Source organism: Methylobacterium indicum, from assembly GCF_017347565.1.
GTDB lineage: Bacteria > Pseudomonadota > Alphaproteobacteria > Rhizobiales > Beijerinckiaceae > Methylobacterium > Methylobacterium indicum.
In genome coordinates this window covers 3,182,504-3,206,243 of sequence record NZ_AP024145.1, presented here as the reverse complement: position 1 = coordinate 3,206,243, position 23,740 = coordinate 3,182,504, and the positions used below count along the sequence as shown (strand labels likewise).

The 23,740-nt window shown below is 69.6% G+C and carries 23 protein-coding genes and 1 pseudogene; 18 read left to right on the top strand and 6 right to left on the bottom strand.

Annotated features, from left to right (window positions below):
• Positions 1-21: 21 nt before the first annotated feature.
• Positions 22-1,656, top strand: a complete 1,635-nt coding sequence (locus miv_RS14965) for a porin (protein ID WP_058617748.1) — start codon at positions 22-24, stop codon at positions 1,654-1,656.
• Between the two features lie 308 nt (positions 1,657-1,964).
• On the opposite strand, the gene miv_RS14960 is transcribed toward miv_RS14965, so the two are convergent.
• Complete coding sequence (locus miv_RS14960; protein WP_207183308.1) at positions 1,965-2,225, bottom strand: hypothetical protein; 261 nt, start codon at positions 2,223-2,225, stop codon at positions 1,965-1,967.
• Between the two features lie 279 nt (positions 2,226-2,504).
• Here miv_RS14960 and miv_RS14955 point away from each other — a divergent pair, with 279 nt between their 5' ends.
• The gene (locus miv_RS14955) at positions 2,505-3,182 is read left to right on the top strand and encodes a glutathione S-transferase family protein (RefSeq protein ID WP_207183307.1); all 678 of its coding nucleotides are present in this window, start codon (positions 2,505-2,507) and stop codon (positions 3,180-3,182) included.
• Positions 3,183-3,215: 33 nt separating this feature from the next.
• Here miv_RS14955 and miv_RS14950 read toward each other — a convergent pair whose 3' ends face one another.
• Complete coding sequence (locus miv_RS14950) at positions 3,216-3,719, bottom strand: DUF2147 domain-containing protein (RefSeq protein WP_058617746.1); 504 nt, start codon at positions 3,717-3,719, stop codon at positions 3,216-3,218.
• Positions 3,720-4,082: 363 nt separating this feature from the next.
• On the opposite strand from miv_RS14950, the gene ndk reads away from it, so the two are divergent.
• The 3 genes from ndk (at position 4,083) to miv_RS14935 (ending at position 7,149) form a co-directional block, all read left to right on the top strand.
• A complete protein-coding gene (gene ndk / locus miv_RS14945) occupies positions 4,083-4,505 on the top strand; it encodes a nucleoside-diphosphate kinase (protein ID WP_048429253.1) in 423 nt (140 codons plus the stop codon).
• Between the two features lie 82 nt (positions 4,506-4,587).
• Positions 4,588-6,678, top strand: coding sequence for a molybdopterin-dependent oxidoreductase (locus miv_RS14940; RefSeq protein ID WP_244749011.1), 2,091 nt, complete (start codon positions 4,588-4,590; stop codon positions 6,676-6,678).
• A gap of 114 nt (positions 6,679-6,792) precedes the next feature.
• Positions 6,793-7,149, top strand: coding sequence for a hypothetical protein (locus tag miv_RS14935; protein ID WP_207183305.1), 357 nt, complete (start codon positions 6,793-6,795; stop codon positions 7,147-7,149).
• A gap of 115 nt (positions 7,150-7,264) precedes the next feature.
• On the opposite strand, the gene miv_RS14930 is transcribed toward miv_RS14935, so the two are convergent.
• Complete coding sequence (locus tag miv_RS14930) at positions 7,265-7,702, bottom strand: Lrp/AsnC family transcriptional regulator (protein WP_048429251.1); 438 nt, start codon at positions 7,700-7,702, stop codon at positions 7,265-7,267.
• 131 nt (positions 7,703-7,833) lie between these two features.
• Between miv_RS14930 and rocF the strand changes: the two genes are divergently transcribed.
• From rocF to miv_RS14890, 8 genes are all read left to right on the top strand, one after another.
• Positions 7,834-8,772: an arginase gene (rocF, locus tag miv_RS14925; RefSeq protein WP_207183304.1), complete on the top strand. Its 939-nt coding sequence runs from the start codon at positions 7,834-7,836 to the stop codon at positions 8,770-8,772.
• Entirely contained in the window at positions 8,773-9,825 is a 1,053-nt protein-coding gene (locus tag miv_RS14920; RefSeq protein WP_207183303.1) for an ornithine cyclodeaminase, read from the top strand. It abuts the gene before it with no gap.
• A 480-nt stretch (positions 9,826-10,305) separates the two neighbouring features.
• Positions 10,306-10,452, top strand: coding sequence for a hypothetical protein (locus miv_RS14915; RefSeq protein ID WP_207183302.1), 147 nt, complete (start codon positions 10,306-10,308; stop codon positions 10,450-10,452).
• Between the two features lie 86 nt (positions 10,453-10,538).
• A complete protein-coding gene (locus tag miv_RS14910) occupies positions 10,539-10,685 on the top strand; it encodes a hypothetical protein (RefSeq protein ID WP_158004056.1) in 147 nt (48 codons plus the stop codon).
• 81 nt (positions 10,686-10,766) lie between these two features.
• Positions 10,767-10,913, top strand: a complete 147-nt coding sequence (locus miv_RS14905) for a hypothetical protein (RefSeq protein WP_158004055.1) — start codon at positions 10,767-10,769, stop codon at positions 10,911-10,913.
• Positions 10,914-10,971: 58 nt separating this feature from the next.
• Entirely contained in the window at positions 10,972-11,928 is a 957-nt protein-coding gene (locus tag miv_RS14900; RefSeq protein ID WP_207183301.1) for a lysophospholipid acyltransferase family protein, read from the top strand.
• A 22-nt stretch (positions 11,929-11,950) separates the two neighbouring features.
• On the top strand, positions 11,951-13,228 hold the full coding sequence (locus miv_RS14895; RefSeq protein WP_207183300.1) for an HlyD family secretion protein: 1,278 nt from the start codon (positions 11,951-11,953) through the stop codon (positions 13,226-13,228).
• Positions 13,229-13,247: 19 nt separating this feature from the next.
• Positions 13,248-15,398, top strand: coding sequence for a peptidase domain-containing ABC transporter (locus miv_RS14890; protein ID WP_207183299.1), 2,151 nt, complete (start codon positions 13,248-13,250; stop codon positions 15,396-15,398).
• 251 nt (positions 15,399-15,649) lie between these two features.
• On the opposite strand, the gene miv_RS14885 is transcribed toward miv_RS14890, so the two are convergent.
• The 3 genes and pseudogenes from miv_RS14885 to miv_RS14875 all read right to left on the bottom strand — a co-directional run.
• Positions 15,650-16,084: a 2'-5' RNA ligase family protein gene (locus tag miv_RS14885; RefSeq protein ID WP_158004054.1), complete on the bottom strand. Its 435-nt coding sequence runs from the start codon at positions 16,082-16,084 to the stop codon at positions 15,650-15,652.
• A gap of 316 nt (positions 16,085-16,400) precedes the next feature.
• The gene (locus miv_RS14880) at positions 16,401-17,882 is read right to left on the bottom strand and encodes a TolC family protein (protein ID WP_207183298.1); all 1,482 of its coding nucleotides are present in this window, start codon (positions 17,880-17,882) and stop codon (positions 16,401-16,403) included.
• A gap of 530 nt (positions 17,883-18,412) precedes the next feature.
• A pseudogene (locus tag miv_RS14875) lies at positions 18,413-19,294 on the bottom strand (GntR family transcriptional regulator); the annotation flags it as partial.
• A gap of 202 nt (positions 19,295-19,496) precedes the next feature.
• Here miv_RS14875 and miv_RS14870 point away from each other — a divergent pair.
• The 5 genes from miv_RS14870 to miv_RS14850 are packed head-to-tail and all read left to right on the top strand — an operon-like array spanning position 19,497 to position 23,510.
• A complete protein-coding gene (locus miv_RS14870) occupies positions 19,497-20,648 on the top strand; it encodes a mannitol dehydrogenase family protein (protein ID WP_207183297.1) in 1,152 nt (383 codons plus the stop codon).
• The gene (locus miv_RS14865; protein WP_058620337.1) at positions 20,645-21,328 is read left to right on the top strand and encodes an amino acid ABC transporter permease; all 684 of its coding nucleotides are present in this window, start codon (positions 20,645-20,647) and stop codon (positions 21,326-21,328) included. Before miv_RS14870 ends, miv_RS14865 begins: the two co-directional genes overlap by 4 nt.
• Before the next feature lie 14 nt (positions 21,329-21,342).
• A complete protein-coding gene (locus miv_RS14860; RefSeq protein ID WP_048429242.1) occupies positions 21,343-21,996 on the top strand; it encodes an amino acid ABC transporter permease in 654 nt (217 codons plus the stop codon).
• Positions 21,980-22,708 (top strand): amino acid ABC transporter ATP-binding protein, encoded by a 729-nt coding sequence (locus miv_RS14855; protein WP_207183296.1) that lies wholly within the window; start codon positions 21,980-21,982, stop codon positions 22,706-22,708. Before miv_RS14860 ends, miv_RS14855 begins: the two co-directional genes overlap by 17 nt.
• 19 nt (positions 22,709-22,727) lie before the next feature.
• A complete protein-coding gene (locus miv_RS14850) occupies positions 22,728-23,510 on the top strand; it encodes a transporter substrate-binding domain-containing protein (protein WP_048429240.1) in 783 nt (260 codons plus the stop codon).
• Positions 23,511-23,740: the final 230 nt, after the last annotated feature.

The following is a 23,740-nucleotide window of genomic DNA, read 5'->3' as shown; positions in this document are numbered from 1 at the left end:
TCCGAAATCTTGGAGGTCTCCATGAAGCTCGTTAAGAGCCTTCTGCTCGGTTCGGCCGCTGGCCTGACCGTCGTTGCTGCTGCGCACGCTGCCGATCTGCCGATCAAGAAGGCTGCGCCCGTCGAGTACGTCCGCGTCTGCTCCACGCACGGCGCCGGCTTCTTCTACATCCCGGGTACCGACACCTGCCTGCGCGTCTCGGGTCGCGCCCGGTTCCAGGCCACCTACCTGCAGGCCTACAGCCGCTCCGGCGACCTGACCGGCTACCAGGGCCTCGGCCGCCTCAACCTCGACGCCCGCACCTCGACCGCCTACGGCACCCTGCGCGCCTTCGTGCGTATGGACCTGTCCTACGGCAGCGGTCCGTTCCTCGCCTCCGGCACCGCGCGTCTGGGCGGCACCGGCTTCCCGGCGCTGGGCGTCGACACCTTCGGTCGCGTCACCAACGGCGTGAACCTCGACAAGGCCTTCATCCAGTTCGCCGGCTTCACCGCTGGTCGCGCGGCCTCGTTCTTCGACTTCTACGCCCACGACCTCGAGTTCATCGGCTCGTCGCTCGGCTCCGACAACTCCTCGACCAACCTGCTCGCCTACACGGCGACCTTCGGTCAGGGCTTCTCGGCGACCCTGTCGATGGAAGACCCGATCCTGCGCAAGACCCCGATCTACGGCAGCGCCAGCGGCGGCTCGACCTTCACGGGCTTCCAGGTGTTCCAGCCGGGCGCCGGCAACTTCACCCCGGTCATCGGCACCAACGCCCTCGGCCAGCCGATCATCGCCGACTACGACGTCGTTCAGCGCATCCGCATGCCCGACTTCGTCGGCGCGCTCCGCTACGACGCCGCCTGGGGTTCGGCTCAGGTCTCGGCCCTCGTGCACGAGATCAACGCCGCCAACGCCTCCGGCGTGCGCAGCATCGCCGGCGTCTCGACCGTCGGCGCCGTCGCTCCCCGTCCGGCCACCGAATACGGCTGGGCCATCCAGGGCGGCCTGAAGCTCAACATGCCGTTCATCGCCCCGGGCGACCTGCTCTACCTGCAGGGCTCCTACGGCGAGGGCACGACCCGCACCACCGGCTACAACATGTGGCTGGGCAGCTACACCAACTTCGCGTCGCTCGCCACCGGCACCACCTTCGGCACCTCGCTCGTCGACGCCGTGGTCGATCCGCTGACCGGCAAGCTCGATCTGTCGACGTCCTGGACCGTCACCGCGGCCTACCTGCACTACTGGGCCCCCGAGTGGCGTTCGGCCGTGTTCGGCAGCTACGGCGAGATGTCCTACGGCAAGGCCAGCCGCGCGAATCTCGGCTTCGTGAACCAGCTCGCCGGCTTCACCACCGGTCCGCTCCCGAGCCCGTTCGCTCCGGGCTTCGCCTTCACGAACCAGCTGCGCGACACCAACCAGATCGTCGCGGGCGCCAGCCTGATCTGGTCGCCGGTGCGTGACCTCGACATCGGCATCGAGGGCAACTACGCCCGCCTCGCCCTGCAGAACGGCCGCGCCATCGACCAGAACAAGGCTCCCGGCGTCTCCGCTGCTTCGATCGTCAACGTCGTGAACGGCCAGCCGGTCATCGCCGGTGGCGGCGTGCTGCCGACCACCAACGCGACGGACACGTTCCAGATCCGCATGCGCGTCCAGCGCGACTTCTAAGATCGTTCTCAGTCGAGAATCGGGGGCTCCGGCGCAAGCCGGGGCCCTTTTTTCGTGATCGACTGCGGCAACAAGAAAAAAGGCGCACTCGATGAGTGCGCCTTGCAGGTGCCCTGGGTCTCGAAACTCAGGATTTTCAATGTATGACAGGCATCGAAGTCGATTTCAACTATCGAATGCGAATTTGATTGGGGAGCCAAATAAAAACGGCTCCCTCCGTCCCATCGGCAAGATCCCCGGCGCGACCGGCGCACCGAGCCCTGTGGCCATGCCGGACGATCCGACGCCCGGCCCCGGCCCCCGGAACCTCAGGCCTTCTGCTCCTTCAGGCGACGGACGCATCGGCTGTAATATTGCGGCCAGCGCGGCCCCTGTGCCGCCTTCTCGGCCGGGGGGAGGGCGCGCCATTCGGCGCCGCATTTGCGCTGGCGCTCCCGGGCGGCGAGGGCCCGGATGCCGGGCTCGCGGCGCGGCGCGGCGCCGGCGCCCGGGCCGGCCTGGGCGACGGCGATCGTGGGGGCGGCGACGATCAGGGCCGCCAGGGCGGCGCGCAGGACGGGACGGATCATGGTCGGACTCACCGGGCGGTCTCGCGGAGGGCAGGGTGCGGACCGGGAGCGGTGCCGCATCGCCGAGACTGCCACAAGTTGACGCAAGGGCAAGTCGCCTCCGGGCCCGGCGCGGCGCGGCCGCGCCGGGATCGGCCGGGACCGAAAACACCGTTGCAAGACCCCCGGTTGAGACAACCTTCACCCTGTACAGGGCGGGCGCGGCCCTGTTTACCTGACGGGGAAGCCCGATGCGCGACGGACGTACCCCGTCCCCGCCGTGCGAGAAGGACCAGCCGCATGTCGGCCGTGACGACGCCGCCGATCGACCTCTACTACTGGACGACGCCGAACGGCTGGAAAGCCTCGATCATGCTCGAGGAATGCGGCCTGCCCTACCGGATGATCCCGATCAACATCGGCAAGGGCGCCCAGACCGCGCCCGAGTTCCTGGCCGTGGCCCCGCTCGGCAAGATCCCGGTCATCGTCGACCCGGACGGGCCCGGGGGCGCACCGATCACGGTGTTCGAATCGAACGCGATCCTGCAATACCTCGCCCGCAAGGCCGGATCGTTCTACCCCGCCGAGGAGCGGGCCCGGATCGCCGTCGACATCTGGCTCTACTGGCAGGCCGCGAATTTCGGGCCGACCCTGGGCCAGACCCACCATTTCCGCATCTACGCGTCGGACAAGATCCCGTACGCGATCGACCGCTTCACCGCGGCGACGACGAAGCTCTACGCGACGCTCGACGCCCAACTCGGCCGCCACGCCCACGTCGCCGGCGAGGATTACACCATCGCCGACATCGCGATCCTGCCCTGGGCCAAGATGTGGGAGCGCCAGGGCCAGGACATCGCCGAATTTCCGAATGTCGGCGCCTGGCTCGACCGGATGAAGGCCCGCCCGGCGGTCCAGCGCGGTTTCCGGCTCAAGCCGGACGCCGAGGAGGCGCCGAGCGCGGCGTCCCGCGGCTGAGCCGCGGGGCGCCGCGCTCGCGTGGGGGCCTTCCTACTCCGCGGGCTTTGCGGCGGGCTTCGCCTTGGCGGGGGCCGGCGCGACCTGAGCGAACTCGTCCGGGGCCTTGGTCCAGGTCTGCGAGCCGCACAGGATCTTCAGCATGCAGCCCGAGATCGCCAGCTCGCTCGCGCTCTCGCGGCTGACCGAGACGTCGTAGATCTTGCCTTCCTCGGCGTTGTAGATCTGGCCCTTGTAGCCGCCATCCTCGGGCTTCAGCCCGTCCATCAGGGTGAGGCCGATCACCGGACGGCTGCGCTTCTTCGGGTCGGGATTCTTGATGTCGGTGCGGGGCTGGCCCTGCTCGTTGAGGGGCGTCTTCAGCCACACCACCTTGCCGCAGGCATGGGCCGCACCGGGACCGCACTTCTCGATCTTGATCTTGGCCCGGCCGTCCTCGGTGAGCCAGGTGCCCGACGGGTCGCCCGCGGCGGCCGCGGCGGTGACGCCGGCCGAGAGGAGCGAGGCGGCGAGGGTCGGGATCAGGATCGAGCGCATGCAGGAAGCTCCTGGCTGTCCGCCGCGGGCCATCCCCCCGGAGGGAGCGCGCGCGACGGGAGGGGCGAGGGACGCCGCCGCGGGCGAACCGGGCAGCGTGGCCGAAAGGTCACGTTGAAGCCAGGATGCCGGGGGTTTGGGGCGATTTTTCGACCGCGTTGCGGCAAAGCCGCAGCGCGCGGTCCACCCGCGCCGCCTTCCGCGCTTGAGGGGCGCCGGGCCCGCCGCTATAAGCCCGGCGCCGGGCGTCCGCATGGCCCCGGCGCGCGGGCGCTCGCGCCCGGCTCCGCCGGACCCTCAGGTCCGGTGCCGCGCGGCCTCCCACCGCCCCCGCCACCGCTTTTCTTCTGAACGGACCGTCCCATGGCCACCGAGCGCACCTTCTCCATCCTGAAGCCCGACGCCACCGCCCGGAACCTCACCGGCGCGGTCAACGCCGTGATCGAGGAGGCGGGCCTGCGCATCGTCGCCCAGCGCCGCATCCGCATGTCCGACGCCCAGGCCAAGAAGTTCTACGAGGTCCATGCCGAGCGTCCGTTCTACGGCGAGCTCGTCGAGTTCATGACCTCGGGCCCGGTCGTGGTCCAGGTGCTCGAGGGCGAGAACGCCGTCGCCAAGTACCGTGAGGTCATGGGCGCCACCAACCCGGCCCAGGCCGCCGAGGGCACCATCCGCCAGAAATTCGCGAAGTCGGTCGGCGAGAACACCGTCCACGGCTCCGACAGCCTCGAGAACGCCGGCATCGAGATCAAGCAGTTCTTCGACGACAAGGACATCGTCGGCTGACCGGTTTCCCCGCCCGGGAAACACCGATAGGTTGAGGGCCCTCGCCGCAAGGCGGGGGCTTTTTTTCATGGGGAGCGAGCAGGTGACGGCGCAGCCACGGATCGAGCGGACGACCTCCACCTGCCCGCACGACTGCCCGTCGGTCTGCGCCCTCGAGGTCGAGGTGATCGACGGCGCGACCATCGGCCGGGTGCGCGGCAACCCGCGCCACAGCTACACGGCGGGCGTCGTCTGCGCCAAGGTCGCCCGCTACGCCGAGCGCATCCACCATCCCGACCGGCTGACCCAGCCGCTGATCCGCACCGGCCCCAAGGGCTCCGGGGACTTCGCGCCGATCGGCTGGGACGAGGCCCTCGACCGCGTGGCGGCGGAGTTCCGCGAGGCGGAGGCCGCGCACGGGCCGGAAGCGGTCTGGCCCTACTACTATGCCGGCACGATGGGGCTGGTGATGCGCGACGGCATCAACCGCCTGCGCCACGCCAAGGGCTATTCCGGCCAGTTCTCGACCATCTGCACCACGCTCGCCTGGTCGGGCTACATCGCCGGCACCGGCCGCCTCGCCGGGGTCGATCCGCGGGAGATCGCCGAGAGCGACTGCGTGGTGATCTGGGGCACCAACCCGGTGCACACCCAGGTCAACCTGATGACCCACGTCCAGGCCGCCCGCAAGAACCGCGGTGCGAAGGTCGTCGTGGTCGACATCTACGACAATCCGACGATGCGCCAAGCCGACCTCGCCCTGCTCCTGCGGCCGGGGACCGACGGGGCGCTCGCCTGCGCGGTGATGCACGTGCTGTTCCGGGATGGGCTGGCCGATCGCGCCTACATGGCCCGCTACACCGACTGCCCGGAGGAGCTGGAAGCCCACCTGAAGACCCGCGACCCCGCATGGGCCGCCGCGATCACCGGCCTGACCGTCGAGGAGATCGAGCGTTTCGCCCACCTCGTGGGGACGACGAAGAACACGTTCTTCCGCCTCGGCTACGGCTTCGCCCGCAGCCGCAACGGCGCCGCCAACATGCATGCGGCGCTCTGCATCCCGGCGGTGACGGGGGCCTGGCAGCATCGCGGCGGCGGCGCCTTCCACTCGAACAGCGGCGTGTTCGGCCTCGACAAGCGCCTGATCGAGGGGCTGGACGTCGTCCGCCCCGGCACCCGGATGCTCGACCAGTCGCAGATCGGCCGGGTGCTCACCGGCGACCCGGAGGCCCTGCGCCACGGCCCGCCGGTGACCGCGATGCTGATCCAGAACACCAACCCGGTCTCGGTCGCCCCCGAGCAGGAGCTGGTGAAGCGGGGCTTTGCCCGCGAGGACCTGTTCGTCTGCGTCCACGAGCAGTTCATGACCGAGACCGCCCGGATGGCCGATCTCGTCCTGCCGGCCACGATGTTCCTGGAGCACGACGACCTCTATACCGGCGGCGGCCAGCAGCACATCCAGCTCGGCTTGAAGCGCATCGCGCCGCCCGCGCTCTGCCGCTCGAACCACGAGGTGATCGTGGGCCTCGCCGAGCGGCTCGGCGCCGAGCATCCGGGCTTCGCGATGAGCCCGCGCGAACTGGTCGACGCGACGCTGAAGGCCTCGCGCCGCGGCAGCCTGGCCGAGATGGAGGAGGACGGCTTCCTCGACGTGCAGCCCGCTTACGAGCGCGCCCACTTCCTCGACGGCTTCGCCTATCCCGACCGGCGCTTCCGCTTCAAGCCGGACTGGAGCAAGGTGCCGGTGGCCAAGGACGGCCCGCGCGGGCCGGCGATGCCGCCGCTCCCCGACCATTGGGAGGCGCCGCTGATGAGCGCGACGGAGGCCCATCCGTTCCGCCTCGCCACCAGCCCGGCGCGCAACTTCCTCAATTCGAGCTTCACCGAGACCCCGACCTCGCTCGCCAAGGAGCGCCATCCGACGGTGATGATCCACCCGGAGGATGCCGGTCCGCTCGGGATCGGGGAGGGGGCCTGGGTGCGGCTCTCGAACGAGCGCGGCGCCGTCACCCTGCGGGCGACGCTGTTTGCCGGCCTGCGCCGCGGCGTGCTGATCGCCGAGTCGATCTGGCCGAACGACGCCTACCCGGACGGGCGCGGCATCAACACCCTCACCGGGGCCGATGCGGCCGCCCCCTTCGGCGGCGCCGCCTTCCACGACAACCACGTCGCGATCGCGGTGCTGCCGCAGTAGCGCACGCTCGGCGTTTCGCGCCCCGGTGTGGCCCGCCCGCCCTTGTGCGGGCGGGGAGTTTCGGCGTCCAACGGTCGAGCTTGACGACAAGCAGCCCAACGGACCTCTTCTCCCATGCGTCTCCGCACCCTCCTCGCCGCCGGCTTCCTCGCGCTCGGCGCTACCGCGGCTCTCGCCGGCGCGTCCTCGTCGCAGCTCGAGGCCTACCAGCCCGACCCGGCCCTGCGCACCGCGCCCAAGGCGGATCTCGAGAGCCGGGTGCGCCGCGCCTGCACGGTCGTCCAGGCCCGGCTGCAGAGCACTGCCGAGGCCGGCTTCGAGCGCCCCTGCGGCTGCTACGCCAAGACCACCCTGCGCTCGCTCGACGCCTCCGAGATCGAGGCCTACCGGGCCACCGGCTACTTCAACGATTCGGCCCGCGCCAAGGCGCTCGACGCCATCGACGCCTGCAAGCTGCAGCGCCCGGTCTGAGCGGAACGCCGGCGATCGTCGATTGCCTCCCATGACGTCGTCCCGGGGCCGCGACAGCGGAGCCCGGGATGCCGGATTCCGTATCCGGCCCGTCGCGTGACCCGAGCCCGGACGACTACAGCCGCGCCCGGGCGCTCCGCGGCGTCGCGAGCAGCAGATGCGTCTCCGAGGTCGTCACCCCCGGCACCAGGCGCACCCGGCGCAGCATCTCGTCGAGTTCCGGCAGGCTGCCGGCCGACACCTCCACGATGATGTCCCAGCGGCCGACCGTGGTGTGGACGGACGTGATCTCGGCGAATCCCTTGAGGGCGTCGATCACGTCGCCGGCCCGGCGCCCCTCGACCGCGATCAGGGTGATCGCCCGCACCGCCGCCGGCTGGGCATCCGCCCGCAGGACCACCGTGTAGCCGATGATCTCGCCCTCGCGTTCGAGCCGGTCGATCCGTGCCCGCACGGTGGCGCGCGAGACCTTCAGCAGCACCGCCAGTTCCGAGACCGGCCGCCGGCAATCGTGCCGCAACAGGGTGACCAGGGCCTGATCGAGATCGTCCATTCCGCCACTCTGCGCGACGTGGCTTCTCAGAATGCGCGATCGGCCTGAAAAATCGACCAGCTTCCCGTGTTCGGAGTGACGCATCCCCTTGGTACCGTCGAGGTGGTTCGACGGTTCGGGGAGGCGAGCGGATGGGTCTGAGGAATCTGGATCGGTGCGTCCTGGTCGGGGCGCCGGTGCAGTCGGGCACGGACCGGCTCGGCTGCGACATGGGGCCGAGCGCCTACCGGGCGGCGGGCCTGCCGCAGGCGCTGCGCGACCTCGGCCTCCCGGTCGAGGATGCCGGGACCGTCGTCCCGAAGCCCTTCGACGCGCCGCCTCACCCCAACCGGGCGATCCATCATCTCGCCGAGATCGCGGGCTGGACGCTGGCCCTCGCCGAGGCCGCCTTCCGGGCGAGCGAGGCGGCACGGCCGATCTTCCTGGGCGGCGACCACAGCCTCTCGGCCGGCACCGTGGCGGGCATGGCGCTCCGGGCGAAGGCCGAGGGGCGCCCGCTCTTCCTGCTCTGGCTCGACGCCCATGCCGACCTCCACACCCTCGACACCACGACGAGCGGCAACCTGCACGGCGTGCCGCTGGCCTACCTCACCGGGCGGCCGGGTTTTGCCGGCTATTTCCCGCCCCTCGACGCCGCCCTCGATCCGGCCAGGATCTGCATGGTCGGCCTGCGCAGCGTCGACCCGGCGGAGCGGGCGGCCCTGACGGGCAGCGGCGCCCGGGTGCACGACATGCGCGACATCGACGAAACCGGGATCGTCGCCCCCTTGCGCGACTTCCTGGGCGACGTCGCGGCGGCGGAGGGCCTGCTGCATGTGAGCCTCGACGTCGACTTCCTCGATCCCGGCATCGCGCCCGGCGTCGGCACCACGGTCCCGGGCGGAGCCACCTTCCGGGAGGCCCACCTGATCATGGAGTTGCTGCACGATTCCGGCCTGGTGCGCAGCCTCGACCTCGTGGAGCTCAACCCCTTCCTCGACGAGCGCGGCCGCACCGCCCGGCTGATGACCGACCTCGCCGCCAGCCTCTTCGGCCGGCGCATCCTCGACCGCCCGACCCGGAGCTTCTAGATGACCGCGCTCAACGTCGTCCCCTTCGTCAGCGTCGACAACATGATGCGCCTCGTCCACGCGGTCGGCATCGAGGCGCTGCTGGTCCGCCTCGCCGGGGCCATCGCCGAGGATTTTTCGCGGTGGGAGGCGTTTCACAAGACGCCCCGGATCGCCGCCCACAGCGCCGAGGGCGTGATCGAGCTGATGCCGACGAGCGACGGCACCACCTACGGCTTCAAGTACGTCAACGGCCACCCGAAGAACGCTGCCGACGGGCGCCAGACCGTCACCGCCTTCGGCGTCCTGGCCGATGTCGGCAGCGGCTACCCTGTGCTCGTGACCGAGATGACGCTGCTCACGGCCCTGCGCACCGCCGCCACCTCGGCGCTCGCCGCGCGACACCTCGCCCGGCCGGGCGCGCGCACCATGGCGCTGATCGGCAACGGCGCCCAGGCGGAGTTCCAGGCCCTGGCCTTCCGGGCGCTCCTCGGCATCGAGGCGCTACGCCTCCACGACATCGACCCGGCGGCGACCGAGAAGTGCCGGCGCAATCTCGCCCGGTTCGGCTTCGCGATCACGGCCTGCACCAGCACGGCGGACGCGGTGCGGGGCGCCGACATCGTCACGACGGTCACGGCGGACAAGCGCAATGCCGTGATCCTCGGCGACAACCTCGTCGGGGAGGGGATGCACGTCAACGCCGTCGGCGGCGATTGCCCGGGCAAGACCGAGCTGGCGCCGGAGATCCTGCGCCGGGCCGGGATCTTCGTCGAATACGAGCCCCAGACCCGGATCGAGGGCGAGATCCAGCAATTGGCTCCGGACTACCCGGTGACCGAGCTGTGGCGGGTCCTGTCCGGGCAGGCGCCCGGGCGCCGGGATGCGCGCGAGGTCACGGTGTTCGACTCGGTCGGCTTCGCGATCGAGGATTTTTCCGCCCTGCGCACCGTGCGCGCCCTGCTCGCCGAGCGGCCCTTCTACGAGAACCTCGATCTCCTGGCCGACCCGGACGATCCGCGCGACCTCTTCGGCATGCTGCTGCGGGCGGGCCCGCCGCGCCTCGCGGCTTGAACCGCCGAGGCGGCCGACGCGGCCGAAGCGGCCGAAGCGGCCGCCACGAATACTCCGCTGGACTGTGCGATCGGGCAGGCGTCCGAGCCGTGGATTGTCGGCCGCCTGGGCCCGGAACGCGCCGGCAAGGCCGTGGTCGGGCCAGGCGCCCGGATGGACGCAGCCGCGGCCGGGAGAACGGCAGTATCGCGAAGTCCGGGTCTCGTAGTTGACGCCGCCCCACACCCTGCCCCGAAGAGCAGATCCGCCCTGTTCCCGCGCCGCCGCGGTCCCGTCATGCACAGGCCTTCCGCGGAGAAATTACCTACGCAGTTACCGAGGGGGCGGCGCAAGGCCTTGAAGTCGATCCACTTTCTAGAACCGCTTTGGTAAACGAGTCCTCAAGTATCCGTTCGTGTCTATCGACACGTTTCGGCACATCTGGCATCTCAAGACTGCGAACGGGACGCGACAGCAATCCCGGACCAGAGGATGGCCACGATGAAGACGCTCGACCTCAAGACCCTCGGCACCATCGCTGGCGGCACTATCTGTGCCCCCGTCTGCGCCCCGGCCTGCCCGCCCCCGGCTCCGGTCTGCCCGCCGGCTCCGAGCTGCGGCAGCGTGAAGTCCAAGAAGGGCTGCTGAAGACGGGCTGCCGAGGACAACCCCCACGACGTCTTCTCGGCGAACCTGCGGCGTCCCACTCACCCGATAGTCCTTGGAGGAACACCATGAAGAAGCTCGATCTCAAGACCCTCGGCACCGTCGCCGGCGGCACCCTCGGCGTTTCGGTCGGCGTCGGCGTCTCGATCGGCTGCGCGCCGGCCTGCCCCCCGGCCCCGACCTGCGGCAGCACCAAGTCCAAGAAGGGCTGCTGAGCCAGGGCTGCCGAGCCGGACGCGGTTCCTCGCTCCGGCGACGTGGTTTCCCACAACCAGAACACCATCAGGAGAGACATCATGAAGAAGCTCGACCTCAAGACCCTCGGCACCGTCGCTGGCGGCACCCTCTGCGTCGGCGTGGGCGTCGGCGTCTCGATCGGTTGCGCCCCGGCCTGCCCCCCGGCCCCGACCTGCGGCAGCACCAAGTCCAAGAAGGGCTGCTGAGCCGGGTCGACGGAACGGGGATGTGCGGGGCGCGCCGGCAGAAGGAGAGTTGCATCCGATGACCACCGCCCCGACCATCCCCTGGACCTACGCCCGCCTCGCGGGCCTGCCGCTGGTGTGGCGCCGGCGGGTGCTCAAGTCGGTCCTGGCGGCGCGCGGCCTCGTCGCCCGCCTCCGGGGCCGGAACGACGAGGCCGGCTTCGCCGCGACCTTCGAGAGCGTGCTGCGCCTGCCGCGCCGCGAGGCCCTGCGCCTCTCGCGACAGGCCGCCCGGCACGACGTGGCCGCCGAGATCGAGTGGTGCGCCCTGCACCGGCGCCCGATCGCCGCCATCCGGCGCGACATCGCCCGGGTCACGGTGAGCGACCCGGCGGTGATGGAGCGGGTCGCCGCGACCAACCGGCCGGTGATCCTCGCTCCCCTCCACATGGGCGCCTACGTGGTCGGGCTCGCCGCCCTGATGCTGCGCCACTTCCCCGGCCGGCCGATGCTGGTGCTGCGCCAGCGCGACGACATGGCGATGGAGACGGAGGTCATCGAACGCCTGCGCGAGGTCGATGTCGACGTCCGCTTCCTGAATGTCGGCAACCGGTCCGATTTCCTGTCGGCGATCCGCTTCGCCCAGAAGGGCGCGGTGATCGTGGTGTTCTGCGACCTCGACCCGTCCTACGGCGCGCCGGCCGAGATGCCGATGTTCGGCCGGCCCTTCCGCTTCGCCTTCGGCACCGACACCCTGGCGCGCCTCACCGGCGCCACCGTGGTGCCGCTCGCCACCACCATGGACGACGACGGCGACACCGTGACCTTCGGGCGGCCCTTCGAGGTGCGCGGTCAGGGGCCCGAGGAGCGGGCGACGGTGGCCGACATCATGCGTCGTCACCTCCAGGCCGCGATCGCGGCCCGGCCGGAACAGTGGCACCTCTGGCCGATGCTTGCCGATTATTTACCCTCGTCTGAGACGGTGCAGGACACCCTTCCGATGCGCGGAGGGGCGCCGCACGACCTCGCGGCGTAAAGGCCTCGCGAGCGGACGATCGATGAGCGAACCCGCGGCGCCTCCCCCCGCGGAGGCCAGTTTCCGGCGCCGGCGGCTCACCGGCGCCGTCCATCTCCAGCACGACCGCGGCAGCGTCTGGATGGCCTGGTTCTTCGGCGCCATCATCGTGGTGATCGTCGCCAGCCTCTTTCTCGGCCGCCTCGCCCGCTCGGAGGCGGTGCGCGGCTACGTCTCGGCGGCCTCGGGCCTCACCCGCCTCGACGCCCAGGCCGCCGGCATCGTCCGCGAGATCACCGTCAAGCAGGGCGACACCGTGCGGCGCGGCGAGCGCCTGATGCAGGTGCAGCTGCGCGAGCAGACGACGGGCGGCGTCTCCACCGTCGGGGCCACGCTGCGCAGCCTCCAGGAGCGCCGCACCGGGCTCGCCGCCGAGGAGGCGCGCCTCTCGGCCTATCTCGATTCGACCCGCGGCGACCGCGACGAGACCGAACGCAACGTCACGGCGGTGCTCCGCGCCCTCGACGAGCAGGAGCGCACCCTCAAGGAGGGGCTCAAGCAGCAGGAGGAGATGGTCGCCCGCGTCGAGGCCTACCTGCGCCAAGGCTACGCCACCCGCGAGACCCTCAACGGCCAGCGCCGCGCCGCCCTCGACTACGCCCGCCAGATCGCCGAATTGCGCGCCCGCCGGGCCGAGCTGCGGCAGAGCACCTCCGAGCGCCTGCGGGCGCAGCGCACCGGCGACACCGAGAAGGCGGCCCAGCTCGCCACGACCCGCAACGAGCTGAGCGCCATCGAGGCGCAGATCACCGCGCTCGGCGCCCAGTCGCGCATCGACGTGGTGGCGCCCACCGACGGGCAGGTCGCCGGCCTCTACGTCCAGCCCGGCGATTCGGTGACCGCCGACCAGGTCGTGGCGATCCTCGGCGACACGAGGGCCGACCCGCTCGTCGTGCTCGAGGTGCCGGCCCGCGCCATCGGGCTCGCCAAGGTCGGACAGGAGGTCGTGCTGAAATACGACGCCTTCCCGTTCAAGACCTTCGGCATCGCCAAGGGCACGATCGCGGTGATCTCCGGCACGCCGTTGCGCAACCCGATGCTCGCCTCCGCCGAGGACGGCACCGGCGACGCGGCCGCCGCGGCGGCGCGCCAATCCGTCTACCGGGTCGAGGTGCGGCCCGACTCGCGCACCATGCGCGCCTACGGGATCGACGAGCCGATCCGCATCGGCTCGACGCTGTCGGCCGACATCGTGGTCGAGCGGCGCCGGCTGATCGACTGGATGCTCGATCCGATCCGGGCGATGCGCGGGCGAGGATGATGAGCCAGGGGATGATCCGATGACCGACTGGCTCAAGCGCACGCTCAGCCCGCGCCGGCGGGTGCGCTCGATCCTCCAGAACGAGGCCAACGAGTGCGGGCTCGCGGCGCTCGCGATGGTGGCGAACTACCACCGCCACGACATCGACCTCGCCTATCTGCGGGCGCTGTTTCCGCTCTCGCGCAACGGCATGACGCTCGCCAGCATCGTGCAGCTCGCCGACAGCCTCGACCTCGACGCCAGCGGCTACGCCCTCGACGGCGTGACCGAGCTGGAGCAGGTGGCCTTGCCGGCGATCCTGCACTGGCGCGGCAACCACTTCGTGGTGCTGGAGAAGATCTCTCGCGGGAAGTACCACATCCAGGACCCGGAATTCGGCCTGCGCATCTACGAGCGCGCCGACATGGAGCGGCTGTTTGCCGGCGTGGTGCTCGAATTCGCCCCCCGGATGGACTTTCGCGCCATCAAGGTCGGCGACCGGCTCAAGCTGTTCGACATCCTGCGCAGCGCCCGGGGCCTCGGCGGCACGGTGTGGCAGATCACGCTGGTCTCGGTGGCGATCTCGCTGCTCGGCCTCACGACCCCGGTGCTGCTCCAGATCGCGCTCGACGTAGTGATCCCGCAGGTCGATCTCGACCTGATGCAGATGCTGGCCGCCGGCCTCGTGCTGATGATGCTGTTCGAGGCGTTCGGGCAGTGGCTGCGCGGCTACATCGCGTTGCGCGCCTCGACGCTGCTCCAGCTCCAGTTCACCCGCAACGTCGTCGGCCACGCCCTGCGGCTGCCGCTGAGCTACTTCGAGCTGCGCCATCCGGGCGACTTCGTCACCCGCATCCAGTCGATCGACACGATCCGCAACTTCATGGTCGGGGGGCTCGTCACGTCGTTTGCCGATATCGGCACGTCGTTCCTGCTCGTCGGGCTGATGTACTATTACTCGCCCGCCATGGCGTCGATCACGCTGGCGACGCTCGCCGCCGTGCTGTCGATGCGCTTCGTCACCTTCCCGACGCTCGACCGCGCCACCGCCGGCTCGCTCGAAGCCCGCTCGCAGGAGCAGGCGAGCCTGATCGACGGGTTGCAGCGCATCGGCAGCCTCAAGGCGCATAACAGCACCGAGCTCTTCGCCATGAACTGGTTCGAGAGTTTTGCGCGCTTCGCCAACCTCGACTTCCGGGCGAAGAAGGCCGGGCTCGACGCCGAGTTCCTGATGCACGTCGTCATCGCGGTCAGCACCGTGGCGACGCTCTATCTCGGCATCACCGGCGTCATCAAGAACACGCTGACGATCGGCACGCTCTACGCCTTCATCGCCTTGCGCACCGACTTCTTCGACCGGGTCAACCACCTGACCTCGAGCCTGCTGCAGCTCGCCGCCCTCAAGGTCCACGTCGCCCGCCTCGACGACGTGATCGGCCAGGCGCCGGAGGAGGGCCTGCACGAGGCGACCTTCCACCGGGCGATCCGCAAGGAGGTGCGGATCGAGGACGTGACGATCCAGTTCGGCCGCGGCGACGAGCCGATCCTGACCGGCGCCTCGCTGTCCATCGATGTCGGCCGCTGCGAGACCATCGCGATCGTCGGCGCGTCGGGCTCCGGCAAGTCCTCGCTGATGCGGGTGCTGGCCAGCCTGACCGAGCCGGCCGCCGGCGCGGTCACGGTGGACGGGGTCGCGCTCGGCCAGTTCGGCAAGCGCGAGTACCGGTCCAATCTCGGCGTCGTCTTCGCCGATGACGGCCTGTTTGCCGGCACCGTCGCCGACAACCTGTCGCTGTTCGACCCCGCCGTGTCCCATGCCGAGATGGAGGCGGCCCTGGTCCGGGTCGGCTTGCGCGACGAGGTCGAGCGGCTGCCGCAGGGCTACGCCACCCACGTCTCGGAGGAGGGCAGCGTGCTCTCGACCGGCCAGCGCCGGCGCCTGCTGCTCGCCCGCGCCCTCTGCCGCCGGCCGCGGCTGCTGCTCCTCGACGAGGTGACGGCCAATCTCGATCCGGCGACCGAGACGGCGCTGGTCGAGAGCCTGAAAGGCGTGAAGGCCGCCAAGGTCTTCATCACCCACAGCGAGCGGCTCCTCGATCAGGTCGACCGGGTGTTTCGCATCGAGAACGGCCGGCTGACCGAGGACCCGCGCCCGCCGGCCAAGCCCGGGCCGGTGACGGAGGCGGCGTGAGGGATGGGCGGTTCAAGGCATGGTATTTGAATCGCCCTCACCAGTATCAAAACGTCATGTCATTCAGAATTCGTGGAAGCAGAGACCAAATCCGGAGCCGCTGATAACATTGGGTAAGCGCGGGACGCATGTCGCTATGCGGAATCTTCTCAGCACGGATGGAAATCGCGCAGATCAACTGCCAGATCTTTTCAGCCAGCCATTTTGGAGATTGGCTTTTTGTCAATTATCAACATGCCGAACTTCGTCGTCTAAGAAATCTTACGCAGATCGAAAGGCTTGATAGGCGGGAAATATATACAGTCGATAGCGTCGAACACTACATCGAATACGCTGTCGGCGTTGCGAGCATAAGCCAGCGCAGCCTCACGTCGATCGTTCCTTACCTGCGTACCCAGCGTGCAGTGAGGCCTCCACGTCCCAGGACGATAATGCAGCCGACAAGACATAGGATCGATGGTGGCGTGAACGGCTTCGTGGATCTTCCGCAGGACCACGCTAGGACGGGGCGAAGCCCATAGAACCATCGGCGGCCCCTCAAAGCTGCGAATGGCGTCAAAGGTCAGTGTCATCGCGCCGATGTTTCTGGTGGCTTCATCGAGCGCCCTCCGAACCTCATTTTCTCCCACCACATCACCTTCGTAGATGGCGAGGGTAACGTGGGGCGGATAGCCGAGGAGAGCCATCGAGGGTCGATCCTCGAACTGCTGAACAACATCCCACAGCGCACGAACGATGTCCGCACTCGGATGGTCGCTCCGAAGTGAAATCGCGAACCCCATGCCCCAACCCCCGCGTCTGCCGCTTCTCATCTACCGGAGGGCAGCGTCGCACCCCGAGCGGCCTTTCGCCCATGGCGTTCCGACATGCGTCACGCTTACTAGAGCATTTTCCGACGAAGTGGATGCCGGTTCGTCGAAGAAAATGCGGCAAAACAAAGACTTAGAGAGCTTCGCGATTGCAACGCGATCGTGAAGCGCTCTAGGTTTTGACCCTCACTCGTCAGCGACTATCCACCTCCGTCCGCGACAGCCTCAGAATCGGTGCCGGACGCGGCCTGAACTCCGGCACCTCACTTCCGCGCAGGGCCGGTGCCATATCAATGGGTGTCGCCACGAGCGACCGGCGCAGGGCCGGCGGCGGCGGAGGGGCGAGGGACTCGAACCGCGCGCCGGGACCGCCCGGCGCGGCGTCGAGGAGGGCGGCGGCCGCGGCGAGTTGCAACGACTGGCTGTCGCGCTCGTTCAGGACGATCTCCGCGGCCACCTCGGCATTGGCGAGCTCGCCCCGGATGTTCAGTTCGTCGAGGACGGTGCGGAACCCGGCCGTCCGCTCGATCGAAAAGCCCCGCATCGTCTCGCGCAGCTCGCGGATGCGGGCGACGAGCTGCGTGTACTGCTCGGCGGTGGCCTGGCGGCGCGCGAAGGCGATGCGGGCCGAGGTGAGGGTCGCGAGCTCCTTGTCCTGCGCCTCGTAGCCGCGCTGGCGGGCGAAGGCCGAGGCCTCGCCGATGCGCGGCAGGGTGCCGGGTTCGTAGATCGGCACGGTCGCCACGATCCGGGTCGTGGTGTCGGTGATCCGGTCGAGGACCGGACTGTAGCCGAGCTGCCCGATCTTGGAGAATTGCAGGTTGACCTTGGGCAGGAGGTCGGCGACCGCCGCCTTGGCCTGGTAGCCCGCGGCCTCCGCCTCGAGCTGGAACGCCGCGATGTCGGGATTGGCCCGGCGCACCAGATCGGCGAAGGCATCGGCGGTGCGCGGCAGCTCGTCGGGGAGGCGCGGCGGGCGCATCCGCTCCGGTGCCATCCGGGTCAGGCGGGTGAATTCGAGCCGCGAGGCGGTGAGGTCGGCCTGGGCGCGCAGCCGCAGAGCCTCGGCCTCCTGCACCCGCGAGCGGGCGAGCGCCGTGTCGGTGCGGGTGGCGTCGTTGAGCTCGAACTGCTTGTCGGTGAAGGCGGCGATGCGCTGGATGGCGGCGAGCTGGGCCTCGCGGGCGGCGAGGATGCGGGTGTCGCGCAGGACCGCGATATAGGCCAGCGCGGTGTCGAGCAGCACCTGCTGGCGCCGGCCGATCAGCAGCATCCGGCCCGATTCGGCCAGCGTGCGGGCCGACTGGAAGCTGTGCCAGCGCCGGAACCCGTCGAAGAGCGGCAGGCTCGCGGTGATCCCGACGACGCTCGGCGCGCGCCGCGGTGTCGCGTCGAGCCCGACCACCGGCGGGGCGGCGTCCGGCGAATAGGTGATGCGGCTGCGCAGCGGGCGGTCGGCCGTGAAGGCGACCGAGGGCATGAAGGCGTCGATGGCGCCGCGCAGGCGCTCCTCGGCGCCGTCCTGGCGCGCGCGCTCGGCCCGCAGCACGAAGCTCGATTCCAGCGCCGCGGCGGAGGCCTCCTCCAGGCTCTGCCCCCGGGCAGCACCGGGTGAGCCCGCCAGGATCGCGAGGATGCAAGCCAGCCTCCCAACCCTCGCGCGCCGCACCGGCATCGGATCTCCGACAGTGAGTGAAACCGGGAACCAGGCTCGGCGACCGTCCTTCGCGCGGTTGCTTTCTTCATCGCGCAACAGGGTAAATGAAGCCTTACCCACGAGTGCCGAGACTTACCGGCTGTGGCTGCGCAGGGCGCTGATAGCGAATGCATCGGAACGATCAACCTTTGATCTGAATATAAAGATGTTATTTTCATCTAAAAATGAGCCATTATCGCAATTATTTTTTATAATAATTCAATCGATAATCAAAAAATCGTCACTATATGCGATCGCAGCTTGTCATCCGGCATCCGCAGGACTGTCCGGGGAGAGGAATAGCGCGTCCACCCCCTCCCGTGTGGGAGAGGGGATCTCGCGCTTGATTCTTAAAGGGATTTTCCCCGGACAGCCTTGCCGCGTGCGGGGAGAGGGGAAAATCCAGCGCTGTTCCTTTCACCGAACAACTCCCCGGCGGAGGGGTGCGCCTCGTCAGCCTCCGCCTCCGGCTCGCGCCCCGGAGCCGGCACGCCGCCGAGCGGTCCGACGGCGATCGAGCGCAACAGCGTCGCCCGGGCGGTGCGCAGATGGGCCCGGCAGGTCTGGTCGATCAGGCTTAGGTCGCGGGAGCGCAGCGCATCGATGTAGTCGAGGTGCTCGAGCAGGGCGACGCGGTGGCGCTCCTTCTCGTCCGACTTGTCCCACTGGTAGTGGTAGTGGAAGACGATCGAGATCACGTCGTAGAAATCGCGGATGAAGCGGTTGCGCGACGCGTCGTGGATCAGGCGGTGCAGGCGCTCGTCGAGGCGCGAGAAATCGCGGTAGCGCGCGTCGATCTCGGCGAGAAGCGCCCGGTGCTCGCCCGCGATGGCGTCGAGCTCGGCCCAGGCCGGCGCGTCCGGCGCCAGCTCGACGAAGCGCCGGGCCGAGCGCAACTCGAACATCTCGCGGATCTCGTAGATCTCGGCGGCGAAGTCCGGCGTCACCCCGGCGAAGATCCAGCCGCTGTTCTCGCGCCGCTTGAGCAGCCCGACCTGGCTGAACCGGGTCAGGTATTCCCGCACCGCCGTGGTCGAGGTGCCGAACAGGCGGGCCAGCTCGGCGGTGTTGACCGTCTGGCCGGGGCGGCAATCGCCCTGGAGCACCCATTGCATGAACTTGCGCTCGACGGCCTCCGCCACCGTCTCGGTCTCGATGTCGGGAAAATAGTCGTCGGGGACCGGATGGCGCAGGAGGCAGCGGCGGCCACCCTCCGTCCCGACGAGGCCCGCCCCCGCGAGCCCGGAGAGCACGGCCCGCACCGTGGTGCGGCTCACCTCCAGGGACTCGGACAGGTCGGCTTCCGACACCCCCCAGGCCCCGGGCGGCCGGGCCGCCAGCATCGCCAGGCACCGGTTGTAGGCCCGCTTGTGGACCGTGTTCGCCCGCATCCCACCCCTCCGGAGAGCCGTCAATGCAGCACGGCCGCGCGAGCGCGTCCATCGACCCCCGAACCGGATCTTTGCACATAAAAAACCGTTTGACAGCGCCTGATCGCCGGTTCTTTATGCACGATAATACATAAGACCCATCCGGTGAGGACCCGCCCTTGGCCCAGTTCGGCAGCATCTCCGCCTGCGCGGTCGTCCGCGCATGAGCGCCGCCCGCTCGACCCGGCGCGTGGTCCAGTTCGGGACCAGCCGCTTCCTCCAGGCCCATGCCGACCTGTTCATCCACGAGGCGCGCGAGGCGGGCCAGGATGTCGGGCCGGTGACCGTGGTGCAGACCTCGGGGGACGCCGCCCGGGCCGGGCGCGTCGCGGCCTTCGGGGCCCCCGGCGGCTACCCGGTGATCATCCGCGGCATCGCGGACGGCGTCCCGGTCGAGCGGCCGATTACCGTCACCAGCATCGATCGCGGCCTGTCGGCGGCGACCGACTGGGACGCCGTGACCGCCCTCGTCGTCGAGGAGGCCGACATCCTCCTCTCGAATACCGGCGATACCGGCTACGCGATCCCCGCCTCCGACCGCGGCGGCGCCTGGGTCGCGGCGCATCCGCCGGCCTCGTTCCCGGGCAAGCTCGCCCAGCTCCTCCACCGCCGCTGGCAGGCGGGCGGGCGCCCGCTGACGGTGCTGCCCTGCGAGCTGATCCACCGCAACGGGCGGGTGCTGCAGGGCCTCGTCCTCGATCTCGCCGCCGAGGCCGGCCTGCCGGCGGCCTTTTCCGCCTGGCTGCGCGAGGGTGCGACGTTCACCGACACGCTGGTCGACCGCATCGTCTCCGAGCCGATCGAGCCGGTCGGCGCCGTCGCCGAACCCTACGCCATCTGGGCGATCGAGCGCCGACCGGGCCTCCTGGTGCCGTGCGAGCACCCCTGCATCGTGCTCGCCGACGACCTCGAACCCTACGAGCGGCTGAAGATCCACATCCTCAATCTCGGCCACACCTTCCTCGCCGAGATCTGGCAGCGCGAGGGCCGCCCGGCCGGTGAGACCGTGCGGGAGATCCTGGCCGATCCGGCGGTGCGGGCGCGGCTCGACGCGCTCTATCGCGACGAGGTGGTGCCGGGATTTTCCGCCCGCGGGATGGAGGCGCAGGCCCGCGACTATGTGGCGGCCACCCTCGACCGCTTCCTCAACCCGTATCTGAACCACCGCATCGCCGACATCGCCCAGAACCACGTCCAGAAGGTCGAGCGCCGGGTCGACGCCTTCCTGGCCTGGGTCGGAGAGACCGGCGCCGACCTGCCGGCGCCGGTGCTCCGGGCGCTCGCCGCCGCCTATCCGACAGCGCCCGCGGCATGACCTACCAGTTCGATTTCGCCGCCCTGCTGCCGTACTGGCGCGAGTTCGCCGCCGGCGTCTGGCTCACGCTCCAGCTCTCGGCGGTCGCGACCGTGCTCGGCTTCGTCGGCGGCGCGCTCTGCGCCATCGCCCGGGCCGATGGGCCGCCCTGGCTCAAGCGGGTCGTCGGCGCCTATGTCGAGGTGATCCGCAACACGCCGCTGCTGGTCCAGATCTTCCTCGTCTATTTCGGCATCGCGGTGCTGGGCCTACGGGTCGACGCCAACGTCGCGGCGGTGCTGGCGCTCGTCGTCAACGTGGTCGCCTATACCTGCGAGATCATGCGTGCCGGGATCGAGAGCATCCACAAGGCGCAGGTCGAGGCCGGGGAATGCCTGGGGCTCAACCGCCGCCAGATCTACTGGCACGTCGTGCTCCGCCCGGCGATCGAGCGGGTCTACCCGGCGCTGGTCAGCCAGTACGTTCTGCTGATGCTCGCCTCCTCGATCTGCTCGCAGATCTCGGCCGAGGAGCTGACGGCGGTGGCGAACCGCATCCAGTCCGACACCTTCCGCAGCTTCGAGACCTACATCGTCGTCGGCCTCGTCTACCTCGCCCTGTCCTTCGTCGTCCGCTGGGCCTTCTGGGGCTTCGGCCTCCTCGTCTTCACCCGCCGGCGCAAGCTCGGCACGGCGCTCTAGCGGGGAGGGGACCCATGCCCACTTTCGGACCCCAGCACCTCTGGTTCCTGCTCCAGGCCGCCGGCTGGACGCTGGCGCTCTCAGGCATCGCCTTCATCGGCGGCGGCCTCCTCGGCTTCGGCGTGGCGCTGGCGCGCATCTCGCCGAACCGGGTCGTGCGCGGGCTCGCCTCGGCCTACGTCCAGGTGGTCCAGGGCACGCCGCTCCTGATTCTCCTGTTCATGATCTATTTCGGCCTCGCCATCGCGGGCTTCGATCAGCTGCCGGCCCTGATCGCGGCCGGCGCAGGCCTGACGATCTACGCCTCCGGCTTCCTCGGCGAGATCTGGCGCGGCTGCATCGAGGCGGTGCCGAAGACCCAGTGGGAGGCGGCCGAGTGCCTGGCCCTGTCGCCCTGGCAGCGGCTGACCCGGGTCGTGCTGCCCCAGGCGATGCGGCTTGCCACCGCGCCGACGGTCGGGTTCCTGGTCCAGATCGTCAAGAACACCTCGCTCGCCTCGGTGGTCGGCTTCGTGGAATTGTCGCAGGCCGGCAAGCTCATCAACAACTCGATCTTCCAGCCCTTCATCATCTTTGTGACCGTGGCGCTGTTCTACTTCGCCATCTGCTATCCGCTGTCGGCCTGGAGCCGCGGGCTGGAGAGGAGGCTCAATGTCGGCCGTCGTTAAGCTTGCCAACGTCCACAAGAGCTTCGGCCCGCTGAAGGTGCTGGACGGCGTCTCGTTCGAGGTCGGCCGCGGCGAGGTGGTGGCGCTGATCGGCCAGTCCGGCTCGGGCAAGTCCACCGCGCTCCGCTGCATCAACGCGCTGGAGACGATCGAGGAGGGGGCGATCGAGGTCTGCGGCCACGCGATCCACGCGCCCAGCCTCGACAAGCGGGCCCTGCGGCTCTCGGTCGGTATCGTCTTCCAGAGCTACAACCTCTTCCCGCATCTGACCGCGCTCCAGAACATCATGCTGGCGCCGACCTGCGTGAAGGGCGTCTCGCGCAAGGATGCGCGCGACCTCGCGATGGACTGCCTGACCCGGGTCGGCCTCGCCGAGAAGGCCGAGCACTATCCCGAGCAGCTGTCGGGCGGGCAGCAGCAGCGCGTCGCCATCGCCCGCTCGCTCGCCATGCAGCCGCAGGTGATGCTGTTCGACGAGGTCACCTCGGCGCTCGACCCGCAGCTGACCTCGGAGGTGCTGCGCGTCATGGAGGATCTGGCCCGCGGCGGCATGACCATGATCCTCGTCACCCACGAGATGGGCTTTGCCCGCCGGGTCGCCGGCACCGTCATCTACATGCGCCAGGGCCGGGTCTGGGAGACCCTGGCCGGCCGCGACCTCGACCACCCACGCACGCCCGAATTGCGCGACTTCGTCGGCAGCGGGCTGTAAGAATCAAGGAGATTTGGGGATGAAGCGCAGGACCTTCCTGGCCGGCGGCCTCGCGGCCGCCTCGACCCTGGCGATGCCGGCCCTCGCCGACACGCTCGACACGATCAAGAGCCGCAAGAAGCTGCTCGTCGCCCTCGATCTCGGCTCGCCGCCCTTCGGCATGACCGATGCCGCGATGCAGCCGACCGGCTCGGACGTCGAGACCGCGCGGCTGCTCGCCGCCGACTGGGAGCTGCCGCTCGAGATCGTGCAGGTGACGAGCCCGAACCGGGTGCCGTTCCTGCTCACCGGCAAGGCCGACATGGTCATCGCCTCGTTCAGCGTGAACGAGGAGCGCCAGAAGGTGATCGACTTCTCGGACCCCTACGGGGTGATCCAGGCGGTGATCGCCGGGCCGAAGGACCGCGAGGTCAAGGACTACGCGGCCGTCGTCGGCAAGCGCCTCGGCACCACCCGCGGCAGCACCAACGACAAGGAGGCGACCGCGCGCGCCCAGGGCGCCCAGATGGTGCGCTACGACGACGACGCCACGCTGATCACCGCGATGGTCTCGGGCCAGGTCGACATGGTGGCGACCTCGCCGCAGGTCATGAACACCGCCAATGCCCGCAAGCCCCCGGCGCCGTTCGAGACCAAGATCGTGATGCGGACGTTTCCGTACGCGATCGGCATCCGCAAGGGCGAGACCAAGCTCCAGGCCGCGCTCAACGAGTGGGTGCACAAAAACCTGCGCAACGGCAAGCTCAACACGATCTACAAGACCTATCACGGCAGCGACCTGCCGCCGGAGATGCTGGCGTAATCTGGATAAGGCGCGGGTTTTCACCTATCCCCACGAGCGTAGTGCTGTCCGGGGAAATGGAAGGGCGCAGGCTCGTTCCCTCCCCCCCTCTGCGGGGGAGGGTGCCCGGCTGCGAGTGCGAAGCACTCGTGCGCCGGGTGGGAGAGGGGCAGGGCGACGCTGTTCCAAGTGGCGCCCTTCATGAAGCGCGCGACTTCTCTGGAAACGGCGTCCCCTCTCCCGGCCTGCTC

Excerpts from the sequence above, each read along its gene's own strand:
- miv_RS14965 (WP_058617748.1), top strand. The coding sequence starts at position 22 with ATGAAGCTCGTTAAGAGCCTTCTGCTCGGTTCGGCCGCTGGCCTGACC.
- miv_RS14960 (WP_207183308.1), bottom strand. The coding sequence starts at position 2,225 with ATGATCCGTCCCGTCCTGCGCGCCGCCCTGGCGGCCCTGATCGTCGCC.
- miv_RS14955 (WP_207183307.1), top strand. The coding sequence starts at position 2,505 with ATGTCGGCCGTGACGACGCCGCCGATCGACCTCTACTACTGGACGACG.
- miv_RS14950 (WP_058617746.1), bottom strand. The coding sequence starts at position 3,719 with ATGCGCTCGATCCTGATCCCGACCCTCGCCGCCTCGCTCCTCTCGGCC.
- ndk (WP_048429253.1), top strand. The coding sequence starts at position 4,083 with ATGGCCACCGAGCGCACCTTCTCCATCCTGAAGCCCGACGCCACCGCC.
- miv_RS14935 (WP_207183305.1), top strand. The coding sequence starts at position 6,793 with ATGCGTCTCCGCACCCTCCTCGCCGCCGGCTTCCTCGCGCTCGGCGCT.
- miv_RS14930 (WP_048429251.1), bottom strand. The coding sequence starts at position 7,702 with ATGGACGATCTCGATCAGGCCCTGGTCACCCTGTTGCGGCACGATTGC.
- rocF (WP_207183304.1), top strand. The coding sequence starts at position 7,834 with ATGGGTCTGAGGAATCTGGATCGGTGCGTCCTGGTCGGGGCGCCGGTG.
- miv_RS14920 (WP_207183303.1), top strand. The coding sequence starts at position 8,773 with ATGACCGCGCTCAACGTCGTCCCCTTCGTCAGCGTCGACAACATGATG.
- miv_RS14915 (WP_207183302.1), top strand. The coding sequence starts at position 10,306 with ATGAAGACGCTCGACCTCAAGACCCTCGGCACCATCGCTGGCGGCACT.
- miv_RS14910 (WP_158004056.1), top strand. The coding sequence starts at position 10,539 with ATGAAGAAGCTCGATCTCAAGACCCTCGGCACCGTCGCCGGCGGCACC.
- miv_RS14905 (WP_158004055.1), top strand. The coding sequence starts at position 10,767 with ATGAAGAAGCTCGACCTCAAGACCCTCGGCACCGTCGCTGGCGGCACC.
- miv_RS14900 (WP_207183301.1), top strand. The coding sequence starts at position 10,972 with ATGACCACCGCCCCGACCATCCCCTGGACCTACGCCCGCCTCGCGGGC.
- miv_RS14895 (WP_207183300.1), top strand. The coding sequence starts at position 11,951 with ATGAGCGAACCCGCGGCGCCTCCCCCCGCGGAGGCCAGTTTCCGGCGC.
- miv_RS14890 (WP_207183299.1), top strand. The coding sequence starts at position 13,248 with ATGACCGACTGGCTCAAGCGCACGCTCAGCCCGCGCCGGCGGGTGCGC.
- miv_RS14885 (WP_158004054.1), bottom strand. The coding sequence starts at position 16,084 with ATGGCTCTCCTCGGCTATCCGCCCCACGTTACCCTCGCCATCTACGAA.
- miv_RS14880 (WP_207183298.1), bottom strand. The coding sequence starts at position 17,882 with ATGCCGGTGCGGCGCGCGAGGGTTGGGAGGCTGGCTTGCATCCTCGCG.
- miv_RS14870 (WP_207183297.1), top strand. The coding sequence starts at position 19,497 with ATGAGCGCCGCCCGCTCGACCCGGCGCGTGGTCCAGTTCGGGACCAGC.
- miv_RS14865 (WP_058620337.1), top strand. The coding sequence starts at position 20,645 with ATGACCTACCAGTTCGATTTCGCCGCCCTGCTGCCGTACTGGCGCGAG.
- miv_RS14860 (WP_048429242.1), top strand. The coding sequence starts at position 21,343 with ATGCCCACTTTCGGACCCCAGCACCTCTGGTTCCTGCTCCAGGCCGCC.
- miv_RS14855 (WP_207183296.1), top strand. The coding sequence starts at position 21,980 with ATGTCGGCCGTCGTTAAGCTTGCCAACGTCCACAAGAGCTTCGGCCCG.
- miv_RS14850 (WP_048429240.1), top strand. The coding sequence starts at position 22,728 with ATGAAGCGCAGGACCTTCCTGGCCGGCGGCCTCGCGGCCGCCTCGACC.